At 67.3% G+C, this 13,873-nt stretch carries 9 protein-coding genes and 1 pseudogene; 5 read left to right on the top strand and 5 right to left on the bottom strand.

From position 1 onward, the window contains the following. Positions 1–13: 13 nt before the first annotated feature. From ACWDGI_RS37325 to ACWDGI_RS37305, 5 genes are all read right to left on the bottom strand, one after another. Positions 14–859: an IS5 family transposase gene (locus ACWDGI_RS37325; protein WP_450766891.1), complete on the bottom strand. Its 846-nt coding sequence runs from the start codon at positions 857–859 to the stop codon at positions 14–16. Positions 860–1,029: 170 nt separating this feature from the next. Beyond that, the gene (locus tag ACWDGI_RS37320) at positions 1,030–1,449 is read right to left on the bottom strand and encodes a hypothetical protein (RefSeq protein ID WP_450766889.1); all 420 of its coding nucleotides are present in this window, start codon (positions 1,447–1,449) and stop codon (positions 1,030–1,032) included. After that, positions 1,446–3,584, bottom strand: a complete 2,139-nt coding sequence (locus ACWDGI_RS37315; RefSeq protein ID WP_450766888.1) for an integrase — start codon at positions 3,582–3,584, stop codon at positions 1,446–1,448. The genes ACWDGI_RS37320 and ACWDGI_RS37315 overlap by 4 nt, the downstream gene beginning before the upstream one ends. After that, entirely contained in the window at positions 3,581–5,233 is a 1,653-nt protein-coding gene (locus ACWDGI_RS37310; protein WP_450766886.1) for a hypothetical protein, read from the bottom strand. The genes ACWDGI_RS37315 and ACWDGI_RS37310 overlap by 4 nt, the downstream gene beginning before the upstream one ends. A gap of 77 nt (positions 5,234–5,310) precedes the next feature. Further along, entirely contained in the window at positions 5,311–6,840 is a 1,530-nt protein-coding gene (locus tag ACWDGI_RS37305; RefSeq protein ID WP_450766884.1) for an integrase, read from the bottom strand. Between the two features lie 28 nt (positions 6,841–6,868). Between ACWDGI_RS37305 and ACWDGI_RS37300 the strand changes: the two are divergent. From ACWDGI_RS37300 to ACWDGI_RS37280, 5 genes and pseudogenes are all read left to right on the top strand, one after another. Further along, positions 6,869–7,882 (top strand): annotated as a pseudogene (locus tag ACWDGI_RS37300) (ATP-binding protein); the annotation flags it as partial. A gap of 199 nt (positions 7,883–8,081) precedes the next feature. Further along, on the top strand, positions 8,082–9,422 hold the full coding sequence (locus ACWDGI_RS37295) for a tyrosine-type recombinase/integrase (RefSeq protein WP_450766882.1): 1,341 nt from the start codon (positions 8,082–8,084) through the stop codon (positions 9,420–9,422). 104 nt (positions 9,423–9,526) lie between these two features. Beyond that, complete coding sequence (locus ACWDGI_RS37290; RefSeq protein ID WP_450766880.1) at positions 9,527–11,347, top strand: hypothetical protein; 1,821 nt, start codon at positions 9,527–9,529, stop codon at positions 11,345–11,347. Next, positions 11,344–13,428 (top strand): hypothetical protein, encoded by a 2,085-nt coding sequence (locus tag ACWDGI_RS37285; RefSeq protein WP_450766878.1) that lies wholly within the window; start codon positions 11,344–11,346, stop codon positions 13,426–13,428. Before ACWDGI_RS37290 ends, ACWDGI_RS37285 begins: the two co-directional genes overlap by 4 nt. Next, complete coding sequence (locus ACWDGI_RS37280) at positions 13,425–13,826, top strand: hypothetical protein (RefSeq protein WP_450766876.1); 402 nt, start codon at positions 13,425–13,427, stop codon at positions 13,824–13,826. The genes ACWDGI_RS37285 and ACWDGI_RS37280 overlap by 4 nt, the downstream gene beginning before the upstream one ends. Positions 13,827–13,873 lie beyond the last annotated feature (47 nt).

Here is a 13,873-nt window from a genome sequence, read left to right as displayed (position 1 = left end):
TCTGAAAAGCCGGTCAGCGGGCTGGTTTTGCCAGGCGGCGCGCGAGGAGCATGGCCATGGTGAAGTAGATGGCGTTCTCCGAGCAGACGCGCAGGTACTCGTAGTTCTTCGACAGGCGGCGGCACCGTCCCAGCCAGGCGAACGTCCGCTCTACGACCCACCGGCGCGGGACCACCGCAAATAGGGGTACTTCCGGAGGCGGTGTTCCTACCTTCGCCCAGGTCGAGCGGCCCCCTCCGTCGCGGCGCTGCACGACCTGCACGGTGATGCCGGTGGTTTCGCGTGCCCAGGCATGGAAGTCGGCGCCACGATAGCCCTGGTCCGCCCACACGTGCCGAAGGCGCGGGAGGGCATCGGCAGCCCGCGCGAACAGGACTGCAGCTCCGTCGCGATCGCCGACGTTCGCCGGGCTCACGCAGGCCGCCAGGACGGTGCCGCGGGTGTCGACGAGCAGGTGGCGCTTGATGCCGCTGACCTTCTTGCCGCCGTCGTACCCGTGCAGGCCGCCGCGCTCACTGGCCCTCACGCTCTGACTGTCCACGATGGCCGCGCTGGGAGTGGGTTCCCGGCCGAGTTGCACCCGCTCGCGTTCGCGGAGCGCCGTCAACATGCGCTCCCACACGCCTTCGTGCTGCCACTGTCGCCAGTAGTGGTAGACGGTCTGCCACGGCGGCAGGTCATGCGGCAGCAGCCTCCAGGCGCAGCCGGCCCGCAGCCAGTACGCCAACGCGTTGATGATCTCCCGTCGCGTGTGTTTCGCCGGTCGCCCACCGGGCTTGACCGCCGGAACCAGCGGACGGAGGATCTCCCACTCCAGATCGTAAAGATCCGTCGGGTAACGGGTACGCAGCGCGCACACCCCAGCCCCCGCACGTGCGTCACTGCCCCGCTGTCAGGTGACTTGCCCGCTGACCGGCTTTTCAGACGCCCTCTAACTACAGGACACCCCCGGCGAGCGCGACGTAGTCGTGCACCGCGGGGGAGGTCTCTGAGCTGGGTTGGCGTGCCGATGTCGATCCCCGGACCGCGTCAGGAGTCGAGTGGGCGGAAGGGGATGACGTTGTCCGCAGCCAGGAGGTCCGGCGACGAGGGCAGTGGTGTGTGTTGTTGGTGGGTGAGGACGGCGTTGGCCAGCGTCAGATTGGTCACCAGCTGACGGAGTTCTTTGAGTTCCTTCTCCTTGTTGTTGAGCGTCTTCTTGAGCTTGGCGACCGTCTCCCGCAGCCGCTGTTCTGGCTCCGGCACCTGCTGGGTCTCGACGCGGACACGCTGGTAGAACTCATTCTTCAGGTCGACGTGGCGCTTGAGCAGGGCCATGCGGTGGACGCCCGCCTCTACTGCGAGCGCAGTGGCGGTGAGGCCGCCGTTGGAAAGGGCGGCCTGTCCGGCAAGGAGCCGGTTCATTGCCTCGCGAATGCGGGTGCGCTCGTCGTGGTGCTGTGGGTTCATGTGAAGTCCTCGGCGCTCTGGGCGGTGGCGTCGTGGGCGTCGGCGGCGACGCGCAGGTTGTCGGCGTTGCGTCGAAGGCGCCTGGCGATCTTCTCCGGTCCAGTGGCGGCCAACTGGTCGATTTCATCGGCTCGTTCCCGCATGTCACGGGCGTGGCCATCGGTGCGGACGGTGTTTCCGCAGCCTGTCTGACAGGCGTACTGCCTCGGTGCAGTGGCGTCCGGTTCGGGCTCGCAAAGCGCGTTGTCATGCTTGAATGCGCAGATCAGGAAAGCGTCCGGGTTGTCGTAGAGCACGACACCGTCACGGGCCAGGAACTTGGCCGCTTTCTTCGCGAACGTGCGGGGCACGATCCGCCCTTCGAACCGGGGGGTCGACGCAGCAGCGGTGATGGCCCGGCGGGCGGCAGGGCCAGAGATCTTCTCCCCGTCGGCGAGACGGTCGCGCAGGTGAGCGGCGGTGTCTGCGGCAGCCAGCGCAGTTTCGACGTCGAGGACGCTGTGGATGCCGCCCCGGCTACGGGAACCGTAGGCACTGGACGTGCGGGCGTTCAGCACGGTGCGCATATGCCCGTACTGAATCGCCAGCGCGATCAACCCGCCCGGGCGGCGGGCGATGTGCCAGGCCAGAGTCCTTCTGAACCGCGCCATACCGATGGCTCCCTGCGGATCTTCGGGGATGACCTGGTCGGGCAGGTGATGGACGTGCGCCTCGTGGTTCGCCCATGCCACGAAGTCTTCAATCCGGTCCCTCAATGACGAACCTTTCAGCACTCCGGGAAGGCTGCGCCGGTAGATGTAGTCGTGGTGGGAGGAGCTCAGCAGCATTTCCCCCGGAGGCACCATGCGTTCGAGGACACGGATGGAGTGCACGACGGGCGTGATGGCAACCCATGGAACTTCCCGTTCCTCGCCTGCTGAGATGTGGTTGCCGTCCTCGTCGGTGACGTTCTTGTAATGACGGCTGCGGATCAGGTGACGACCGGGCGTGCCGTCGGCGGCAGGCTCCGGGTCAGGGCAGCAGCCAGACCGCAGACCCTGCACTTCCTGCGGACGCATACCTGTCAGGTAGAGGCAGATGATCACCGCTGCGGTGCCGAGGTGCCGCATGAGCTCGCCAGCCTCGTCGAAGTCCATGTGCTCGCGCCAGGGTTTCCCGTTGATCTGCCCGGTGACCGGCACCGGCAAAGGACAGGGACCCGGCCGTGCGTTGGCCAACTCCGAGAGGCGATGCCGCTCGTTGAACCGGTCGACCTGGCTCAGGCTCGCACCGGTGAGGGCGGCCACGTATGTTCGCGCCAGACTGCGCCGGCCGTGCATCTGCACGGAGGGGAGCGGCTCGCCTGACCGCGCCGCAGGAAGCAGAAGCTGGGCGAGAGCTGCCAAGCCCTCTGGGCCGGCCTCGTTGTTCGCGGCCGTGGCGAGCAGGCGCTCACGCGCCTGCCAGGACGCGAGGATGTCGTCGGCGAAGTCGTCAACAAACCGGATCGCCCAGACCAACAGGGGACCGAGGACCTTCGGGTCGAGCGGTTCCATGCTGTTCTCTGCGCGCGAGCCATCAGCCGAGGGGAGATAGTCGTCAACCCCCTCCTCCTCCCAGGGAGGCCGGATGATGCCCGCAGGGCTGGCACTGAGCTGATCGAATGCCCACAGATCCGTCAAGCGCGCGCAGATCTTTTCCGCGCTGCCACGGATCACGCCGTCGGTCAAGCGCTCGGATATATAGGCGCGCCACACATCCTCGGTGCAGGCGTCGAGGCTCGTGATGCGGCGTACGTGCAGCCAGCGCGCCAGCCTCAGCCACTCGTAGCAGGTGTCCCGCATATCAGCGGCGGATGTCCTGGCTCGGGCACGGGTCCCTCGGTCCTGGAGGTAGGTCGGCCGGAGCCGGCCGTTGATCATCGTCCAGGTGGCAAGTTTGACCTGATCGAGGAAGGGGGCCGGGCAGCCCCTCCAGTAGATCGTGAACAGACTGGTGCCGGGATTGTCGATGAGCGGAGCCAGAGGCCAGATGGCTGCGCCGTAGCGGGCATTAGCGTGCACATTGCCGGGCTTGATCCACTGCGGCAGGATCGCTGGGCTGTCCGGTCCGGGTAGAGACAGGACGTAGGGGTCGGCTTCGGCAAGGCTGGTCATGGCGCGAGTCCTTCCTTCAGCAGAAGCCGGACAATCGTGCGGTCGTTGTCGCTGACCCGGCCCGGGTCCGCCGTCCAGGCGGTCAGACCGATCTTGTCGCGGAGGTTCTCAAGCCGCAGCACGTGATCGCCCCAGCGCTCACGGAACCTGCGATCGTCCGTAACGGACCGCAGACTCAGGATCTGCTCGTACAGGTACGCGAGCCGCGGGTGATGGCCAGGGTGGACATGGGCGTTGGGACAGGCCAGACAGAGCAGAAAGTCTGCCCCGCAACCGCCCTCGGGAGCTGGCCAAGGACTGGAGTCCTCGTCCTCGCAGTCCGCTGTTGCCGTCTCTTGATGGCTCGGGTCCGGCGAGTCCGCGATCTTCCCGCCGAAGACGGTGGAGCGGGCTTGAGCCAGAGCCTCCAGAGCACCAGCTTCGAAGACACCACGAGAGGCCTTTTGAACCTGCGGGTCGGGCAGAACGTAGATGCTCTCGTGGGTGCCTTGCGTGTGCTGCAACGGACGGCCCACATGAGTCACCGTGGTCCGGCGAGCCCGCTGGAACGGCGACCCGCCCAGCCCCTGGCCGCGCGCCCACCACGACGCCAGATCGTCCGGGATCCCGAAATCCAGAGGGCCCAGCGAGGCGGGCCGGTCCAAGTCCCCGTGCTCCTTCTCGGGTCGGTGGCTGCGAGCGACCATCAGCAGGTCAGTACCCGGCACCAGCGTGTTGGCGAGCGCACGGCCGTGAGCCGTGGCCGCCAGAGCCTGGGTAACCAGCCTCCCGGGGGAATCGGCCCCTGAATCGGTCACGTTCTCGGTGGAGAACCACCGCCCCTTACCGGCGCGGTGCTTTTCGACCTGAATCTGGTAGGTCACCGAGGTCGTCTCACCGGCCGACGGCGCCGCAGTCGGCACTGGCATGCGGTCGTACTGGGACAGATTCCATCCGAACTGGTCGGTCAGCAGCACTGCTAGCGCCGTGAGCTCCGAGCGGTCGAGGAACAACCGGCCCCAGGTCTTCTCCGAACGGTTGCCCCCCAGCAGCTTGCGATGCGTCACGTGGACCTGCCCGCCCGGATAGGTCGTGCGCGGCACGTCTCCCATGCGGGCGGTGTGATCGAGAATTTTCCCGATCTTCCACTCGCGGCTGCCCGCAACAAGATGACCCGCCCGCCACTCTTCCAGCAGTCGAGTGTTCTCACTGATCCGGAGAAAGGCCGCGCGGAACTGGCGCCGAGCGGCAAGCACCACCCGCTCCCGCTCGGCCTGCTCATAGGACTGCTTACTCGGTGCTGGCGATGGAATCCGGCGGGCCAGTTCTTCCGCTACCGGCCCGACAGCCAGCCGCGGATCCTGCCGCAGCAAGGTACGCACCATGCTGAGCAGGCCTCTACCGCTATTCGTGCCAACGTGCTTATCCCGCCAACTCTGAAGCGCGGCGACCGTCAGACCGTCAAGGTCATCAGGCGGGCACTCCAACGAGCCGACGAACTGGGCGAACAGCCCGATCTTGCTCCAGCAGGTGTTTGCCGTTCGGTGACTGGTCCAGTTGCGCGACTGGGCGGCAAACGCTGCGGCCAGCGACCGCTGCATCGGTCCAGCCACCTCAAGGCCGCCGAAGTCGTACTCAGCCCTGCGGCCGGCCTTGTTGGTGACCGTCACGACGACAGACCCTGGGACCAGCGCCGGCTCGACACGATGGTCGGGAGGCGGTGGCTGGGCCCTGTGTCCCCGCCTGCTCACGACACTGCCCCGAGGAGCAGGTCGATGTCCTGGATACCCGCCGTCTCCCGGGCCAGCCGGGCGAACACGCCATCTAGATCCTCGACATCCTCGCCCTCATCGGTGGTCTCTGCAGCAGCGAGGATCGACTCGAGTTGCAGATGCGCGACCGGCGCGAGGTAGTGCCGCTTCGTCGTCTCCACGTCCGCATGCCCCAGCAACGTCTTGACCAGCCACCACGGGTCGCCGAACAGCAGGGCGAAGTCCCGCCGGTCCTTCTTGGTGAGCCCGTAGCGCTTTTCGAACAGCTCGTTCAGCAAGATCAGCATGTAGAGCGCCATCGAGTGCCGGCAGGAGTGGGGCGTCATGTACGGGGTCTTGCCCTGTACCTCTGCCAGCCTGAACTGCCGCCGGATCTTCCGCTCTTCCTCTGTCAGGAGGGTCATCTCGCAGCGCAGATTGGCTATCCGGAATACACCGTTCCATCGGTCAGGGGCCATCGGCAAACCCTGTTCCGTCAGCCACAACCACGCTGGCTCCGGCCCCTCCGGTCCCTCGACGAACAACCACTGCCGCTCACGCCAGCCCAGACGGCTGAGCTCCTTGCCGCCGACAACACCGTCCGAATCCACCCACTCGACCTTCGGTCTCAGACCATGCGTCACCCGTGTGACCAGCCGCATCATCGGCAGACGCTGATAGCGGCCTGCCTCTTGGGCGCGTTGCACTGCCCACGCCCGCTCCGATTCGACGTACGCCTCGGCCTGGCCGACGGAATCCACTGACGCGTAGAACGTCCGACTGTTCTTGGACCTGGTCACCGCGCCAGCGATGCGGCCATGCATGTAGCGGCCATGGCGCAGGCGCTGAGTCGGCAGCTCGAAAAGGAGCAGCGAACCGCCTTCTTGTCGCCGCAGGCCCGAGCTCAGCAGGAGCTGCACGAAGCTCGTGTTCCGCAGCTCAGTCCGTGATTCCCACATCGGCGCTGCGAGACCGGCGCGGGTGTGACCGCGCAACCCGATGTCTGACCACAAGCCCCAGGTCCGCGGGGTCCCCCACGACACTCGCGAGCTGACGGAGTCCGCCGCTCGGTCTTCGCTTCGCGAGACATCCACCGGCAAGGGGTAGACCTTGCCCCACTTGAACAGTTTCGTGAACGCCGCAGCCTCGCGGTCCCACTTTGTGCCGCTGATCAGGGTGGGATTCTCTGGGGCATCGCACCGCCAGTCCCGGTAATCCTCCAAAACCCGCGGCGTCGCTTCCCTCCATGACAGCCCGCGCGAGGACAGATAATTCAGCAGTAGCCGGTAGTCCGTCCCATAGTTTCTCTTCGTCTCCCGTTCCAGGTTTCGGAAAACCGTGGATCGTACGAGATCCAAGAAATCCCGGTCCACCATGCCGTCCGGCCTGACGTACACGGGATCGCCGGGCTTTAGACCGATACGGGCCACCGCCCCCGGCAGGTCATGCACCCCGAAGCTGCCGTCCGTGGGCGGCGTTCCCCACTGCCCCGAGTCTGGAACCCACACCACGTGCCACTCTCTCAACCCGAGCCCCTCCTTGCGCGCTTGAACAGATCACATCATCAGGGAAGTGGTGAACTCGGGGGCGGCCTGGCCCTCGAAGAAGCTCACGGTGGGGCTGAGCCCGGCGTCGGTGCCGAAGAGCGGCAGCGGCTTCGATCTGGCGGTCGCCGCGGCGGTGCTCGGCGCGGCCGAACGTATCGATCCCCGGGTGCTCGCCGAGATCGTGATGATCGGCGAGCTGGGCCTGGACGGGCGGGTGCGGCCGGTCCGGGGCATCCTGCCGGCCGTACTGGCCGCCGCCGACGCCGGATACGAGCAGGTGGTCGTACCCGAGAGCGCGGCGCCGGAGGCCTCGCTGGTGCCGGGCGTGTCGGTGCTCGGCGTACGGAGCCTGCGCCAGCTGATCGCGGTCCTCACCGACGAACCGGTGCCGGACGAGGAGCCCGTTCCCGGCGAGATCCGCTCCGACCCCTTCCTCGCGGGGCTGGCCCTCCCCGGCATGGGGCTCGGCACCGGCATGGCGACCGGCGAACACGCACCCGACCTGGCCGACGTCGCCGGGCAGCCGGTGGCCCGGGCCGCCCTGGAGGTGGCGGCGGCCGGACGCCATCACGTCTTCTTCAAGGGCCCGCCCGGAGCCGGCAAGACCATGCTGGCCGAGCGGCTGCCGGGGCTGCTGCCCGAGCTGAGCCGCCAGGAGTCCCTGGAGGTCACCGCCGTCCACTCGGTCGCCGGGATACTGCCGCCGGGCCATCCACTCGTCGACCGGGCGCCCTACTGCGCTCCGCACCACTCGGCCACCATGGCCTCGCTGGTCGGCGGCGGAACCGGCCTGCCACGCCCCGGAGCGGTGTCCCTGGCCCACCACGGCGTGCTCTTCCTGGACGAGGCCGCCGAGTTCCACAGCAGCGTCCTGGACGCCCTGCGCCAGCCTCTGGAGTCCGGTCACGTCGTGGTCGCCCGGGCCGCCGGGATGCTGCGGATGCCGGCGAAGTTCCTCATGGTGCTCGCTTGTGCACATTCGGTCAGTGACCAAGTAGCTGTACGGTCCGCAGGTGTTGAGACAAGGTGCCTGGTCAGTCCACTACAGCTCGCGGGATCTGCCGCAGCCTGAGCCGCAGCCCTGGCACCTGCAGGTTTCCCCGGATGAGTGGGAGCTGTGGCTCGATGACCTGGGGATTCCTGACGGGACGCCGTACCTGTTGTCGCCGTGCTTCGTCTACGACACGGACCTGAATTCGTACTTCCATCAGGTGAATCTGATGGAAGGACCGCTGAACAGCCAACTCAACCGAGCGTCGGCCCTCTGCCGGAAGCTGAACTTCCTGCACCAGAGCCGAGGCGGGAAGGACTGGCGGGACGCGACTGAAGCTGATCACACGGCCTACTACTACTGGCGGCGCCGTGATCTTCGAGGGCCGCGAGTTGACGGCGACACGTGGAGCCAGGAGCTCTCCCACCTTCAGCAGTTCTACGTCTATGCGAAGAAGAAGCTGTGGGTGCCGGAGGTGCCGATCCCGCAGCGGCCACCGCGCGATGAGCACCAGGACCAGAAGAGGGGCAGGCAACAACGCCGAAAGTCGGGCGGCGCGGAGAAGACGGTGCCGGCGACCTACGCCCACGACGTGGGCGGTCAAGTTATGGAGTGGCTTCCTGCACCGTCCTATCGGCGCTGGCGGGATGTCGGTGTCCTCGGCTACGACCGGGAGGGCCTGCCCCGGGACAACTTTCGCGGCCGGTGGGCCTCACGCAACGGAACCTTCACCGACTCAACGGTGCGCACCGGCCTGCGGCTGGAGGAACAGGCCAGCCGTCTCATCACAGAAGTGCCGACCGGGCCGGGCCCTGCGGGCTACAGCAAGTCCTGGCTGCCCGCGGCGATCGCGAAGCGCAATTCGGCCCGCTGGGTCTATGAGCCGGCCTCGGTCCGCCGGGACCTGACGGCCTACGCGGCTGAGGACCGGCGGTGGGTCATCGAGGAGGCTCGGAACGCCGGCCGCTACGGCAAGATCCGGCGGCCGATCGTGATCTCCGATCCGCGGAGGCCTCACATGGCTCAGTACACGAGCGGCATCAACCGGGGCGAGACGGTCGACGTTCGGCTCCTCGGCCCGCGCGAGCGTCAGCGACTGTTGATCGACACCGAGGACGGCCTGGAGCCGGCGATGTTCTGGCTCGGTGAGGGCGGCATGCCGTTGTCTTTGTCGACCTGGAAGGACATGTTCACCGACGCCAACCGGCGGTGCCAGGAGCAGGGCCTGGACTTCTACGCCCACGCGCATCTCCTTCGGCACACGTTCGCGGTCATCACTCTCGAACAGCTGCAGCGCGGGCACATCGCAGCGCTCGGTGACATGAACCCGGCCCAGCGACTGCACTACCAGCGGATCTTCGGTGACCCCATGGACTGGGTCCGCCGAAGGCTCGGACACGCCTCGCAACTGTCGACCTTGATCTATCTGCACGCCTTGCAGGAACTGGAGATGGAGACCCGCATGGCCCTCGTCCCCGACACCTGGGAGGACCCCCGCGACACGCCGATCGGCACCCTCGGGGACGAGAAGCCACCAAGCGACCTCCCGGAGAGCGAGGTGATGGCGTGACCCGCAGGGGCCGCGGCAGCACCGGACCCGGCCGCCCGTCCAACCTGCCGCCGAACGGCTACGAGGCGCCTTCGCCGGTCCGGGAGAGTCGGGCGGGCGGACTGGTGGTCGACTTCCACGGCGATGACAACCGTCGCGCGAGCTTCGACCTCGGTGATCTCCCGATGCCGGGCTGGCACCCGCTGCTGGCCGAATCGTTGGCCCTGCGGATCGGCCCCAGCGGCCTGCGGACCTTGGAGGGCGCCCGCGGCAGTTGGGCGGCGGTCAGCAGATGGGCCCGCTTCCTCGCGAAGGCGTTCTCGGCGCCGACCGTTCCTGGCGAGCTCACCCGGGCCCACGTCGACGCCTTCTATGCCCGCCCCGACTCGTCACCGCGCACGCGGCACCGGGACATGATCGAGATGCGGCTCCAGTTCCGTGATCTGCGTCTGAAGGACCAGTTACCCACTGACGCCTGGGACGCCTTCAACCGGCGCTTGAGCGACATCGAACCCGAATCGGTCGGCGGCTACTCACACGGCGAGCTTGACCGCCTGACGGCCGCCGCGAGAGCAGACACCGCCCGCATCGCTCGCCGGATCCGCGCTGGCGAACAACTGGTCCGCCAGTTCCACGACGACCCCGGCAAGCTGTCCCCCCAGGAAAGGGAGCGGGCTGAGGTCCTGGCTGCAGTGGCTGCCACCGGAGAGGTCCCCTGGCCGGAGTCCGTCCATTGCATCGGCCAACAGACCTGGCGGATCGAACTCGCCTCTCAGCTGTTCCTGACCTGGCGGGATCTGGCTCCGCTGACGGTCTTGCTGGCACTGGTCACCGAGCGCAACGGCGAGACGATCAAGGAGCTTCCGGCCAAGCACCGAGTCCTGGAGGACCGCGCCGTCGAGCTCATCACGGTCAAGCGCCGACACGGCACCAAACGGTGGACCGAGACGGTGACCTGGGAGATCGGCCCGAAGGAGCGCGAACTGCACACCCCTGGCGGTCTCTACCTCCTGCTGCTGGAACTGACGGCCCGCAGTCGCGGATTCTGCGGCTCCTCCGCAGCCATCTGCTTCTGGCGCAACGGCCAGAAGAAAAAGATCACCGGCCGGGACGAGCACTGGGCCCCCTTCGAGATCAGCCTTCATAGCGCGGCCGCCATCGAGCTGTCCCAGTGGGCGGCCGACCGGCCGAAGCCCGTGCTCGCAGATTTGCCTCCTCCCCGGCAGGCGCAGAAGGACACGGCCGAGAAGCAGGACGAGGATCCGGCCCCCCGTCGGCCGCAGCCGCTCAAGGTGACCTTCAACAAGATCAAGACCAGTGTCGACGCGCGCCGCACCAAGCAGCTCGGCGGCCATCTGCCGTCCTCCGCGAAAAGCAATACCGCCCAGGTGCTCTTCAAGAACTACCTCAAGCCGGACGAGACCACCCGCGAGTGGGCCGAGGAAGTGATCACCGAGGCCCTTGAAGACGCCGAGCAAGCAGCCCGGGACGCACATGCCGCCGCCATCGGCCGCCGCGGCGCACCCACCGTGATTCCCGACGCCGAGTCATCGCAGCAGCTCGAAGACGCCGGCCTGGCATCGCAGACCGCACGGGCACTCGCCGACGGCGAGCTCGACACTGCTTGGACGGCCTGCGAGGACTACCAGCACCATCCGGAGACCGGAGCCCTTTGCGGCGACTCGTTCCTGGCGTGCTTCCACTGCGGAAACTGCCTGGTCACCCGCACTCACCTGCCGAGGCTCCTGGGCCTGCTGAACGGGCTGGGCGCCTTGCGCGAGCGCATGAGTGAGGACGACTGGTGGAGACGCTACGGCCCCGCCTGGTTCGCCATCCGGCACGACATCCTCACCAAGTTCACCCCGGCAGAAGTCGACAAAGTACGCCAGCAGCCTCTCCCCGACGCCCTCCTAGACCTGGTCGAAGCCCCCTGGGAACAACCATGAGTATCGCCACCTTCGCCGCCAACCCCACGGCCGTCACGCTCAAGGATCCGTACGTCCTGCACGGCCGCGAACTGAGGCCTGGCACTCGCCTGGAGGACACCTCCCGCTACAGCCACGACGTCTGGATCCTCACTCCGGCCCGGCTCCAGGCCCACGAGTGTTCGCTGATCCTGAATTTCCCCACCTTGCCGCTACGGTTCCGTCCCGCGGCCAAGCGGCTCTTCTATGCCCTGCTGTCCCTGGAACTGCCGGACGGCGAGGACGCCCCTGGCATCGCGACCATCCGCGGCAAGTTCACGGAGATCAAACGGTTCCTGAAGTGGCTCGACCGCAGGTGGCTCCCGGAGCGAACCGAACTCTCCGAGCTGTCGCCCGGCGACCTCGATGACTACCGGAAGTACCTCCTGGCCCGCTTCCCGAACAACCAGGCCCAACGCGAACGCTCCCGGGCGCCCCTGCGGCTGTTCTGGCGCTGGCGGCGGCACCTGGGCGAGGACGCCCTCCGTTTCGACCCTCTCCATCTCGACGGCTGGGGCGAGTCCCGGCCGGCCCGGCGTCAGGAGAACACCACCGACCGACTCCCCGAAGAAGTCCTAGGGCCCTTACTGGTCTGGGCCCTGCGGTTCATCGACGACTTCGCCTCCGACGTCCTCGAAGCCGACCGTCAGTGGCGCGAAGCCCAGAGCTCCAAGCCCGCCCCGAGCCGCGACCGCAGCCGCCCCAGAGACAGGCTGCAGAAGCTGCTCGATGATCATGTCGCTGAAGGACGTCCACTTCCGGGCTATCAAGGACAGCCCAACCACCTCTACCTCGCACGCGTTCTGGGCTGTCACCGATACTCCGTCAGCCTGCAGCGCCAAGCCATCGACGAGGTCGCAGCCATCGTCGGCGTCGCCGACAGCGCATTCGTCGACAACGTTCAGGGACGGCTGGACGGGGCGCCCTGGGTCGAGTCGATCACCACTAACCACAACGCGACCAACAGCCTCGCCGCCCTCGCCCGCCACCTGCAGTCCGCCTGCTACATCGTGATCGCCTTCCTCAGCGGCATGAGGGACTGCGAGGTCAAGCACATCAAACGCGGATCCCTGCACATCAAGTGCGACGCCGACGGCCGCCCCTATCGGCGGAAACTGAACAGTCTCGCGTTCAAGGGCGAGAACGACGTCGCCGGCGTCCCCGCGACCTGGGTCGTCCATGAAGCCGTCGCCCGCGCGATCAACGTCCTCGAGCAGCTCCAGCCGTCGCTTCAGGACTACCTCTTCGGCAAGCTGCCCCACAGCGGCGGCAGCCACAAGGGCACCAACCCGGCCCTGAGCAACAACAGCACCAACGACCAGCTCAACGAGTTCGTCGACTTCGTCAACCGCCTCTGCACCGAGCACGACCGCACCGACGCCATCGCGACCGGGCGCGGCCGCCAGCCCAGAGTCCAGACCCGGCAATTCAGACGAACCCTCGCCTGGTTCATCGCACGGCGCCCCGGCGGCGTCATCGCAGGCGCCATCCAATACCGCCACCACAGCATCCAGATGTTCGAGGGCTATGCCGGGACCAGCGACTCCGGCTTCCGGGCTGAGGTCGAAAGCGAGCAGGCCATCGCCCGCGGTGAGGGCTACATGGAGATGATCGAAGCCCACCAGCACCTCGACCTCGCCGGCCCCTCGGCCGAAGAAGCCGCCCGACGGCTTCAGGATTTCGGCGAGCGCGCGCAGTTCCAGGGCCAGGTCGCCCTGGACAAGCACCGCCTGAAAAGGATCATGAAACGCCACGATCCCGCGGTCTATCCCGGCGAATACATCACCTGCGTCAACGACCCGGTCAAAGCCCTCTGCGAGAAGGCCCGGCGCGGCAACAGCGAGGGACTTCCCTCGCACGGTGGCTGCCTGCCGCTGGCCTGCCGCAATGTCGCGCTGACCGCCGAGAACACCGCCGCCTGGCAACGAGAGATCGCCCGCATCGACAGACGGCTCGCTTCTCGACCGACCCTGGCTCCCCGCCTCCGGCAGCGACTCCAGCATCGGCGGGCCGAGGTCCTGGAGTTCCTGACGGCCAACGGACAGGAGACCGCCCCCGCATGACCCGCAGAGTCCCAGACCTCCCCGAGGGGCTGGTCCGCAAGCACCTCCAAGAGGTGCTCGAGAGCTGCCGTGAGACCAGCACCGCCCCCAGCGTCCTCATGCTGGCCCGCCGGCTCGGTCTGACGAACACCACCTTCCGCCGGCGCTACCCCGAGATCGCCCGAGAGATCGCCGACCACCGGGCAGCCCCCACCGCTTTGCGCAGCGGTCCGACCGAGCACGACAGACTCGTCGCCCGCAACGCGAAGCTCCGCCGACGCAACCGTGAGCTGAGCACCCAGCTTGCCCTCGCTGCAGCCCATATCCAGCACCTTGCCCTCCGCAACGAGAAGCTTCAGGAAGCCCTGAAGTCGGCAGCGAACGTCACGAGCCTCAACAGCCGACCACCACGTCGGTGAACCCGGGACGAGAAAGATCTTGCGCTTGGTCGCGGACGCCGTCAATG

The organism is Streptomyces sp. NPDC001220, from assembly GCF_053597895.1.
Note: the sequence above shows the minus strand (reverse complement) of the source record. Positions and strands in the feature narration are given on the sequence as shown.

Excerpts from the sequence above, each read along its gene's own strand:
- ACWDGI_RS37315 (WP_450766888.1), bottom strand. The coding sequence starts at position 3,584 with ATGACCAGCCTTGCCGAAGCCGACCCCTACGTCCTGTCTCTACCCGGA.
- ACWDGI_RS37320 (WP_450766889.1), bottom strand. The coding sequence starts at position 1,449 with ATGAACCCACAGCACCACGACGAGCGCACCCGCATTCGCGAGGCAATG.
- ACWDGI_RS37285 (WP_450766878.1), top strand. The coding sequence starts at position 11,344 with ATGAGTATCGCCACCTTCGCCGCCAACCCCACGGCCGTCACGCTCAAG.
- ACWDGI_RS37280 (WP_450766876.1), top strand. The coding sequence starts at position 13,425 with ATGACCCGCAGAGTCCCAGACCTCCCCGAGGGGCTGGTCCGCAAGCAC.
- ACWDGI_RS37295 (WP_450766882.1), top strand. The coding sequence starts at position 8,082 with ATGGAAGGACCGCTGAACAGCCAACTCAACCGAGCGTCGGCCCTCTGC.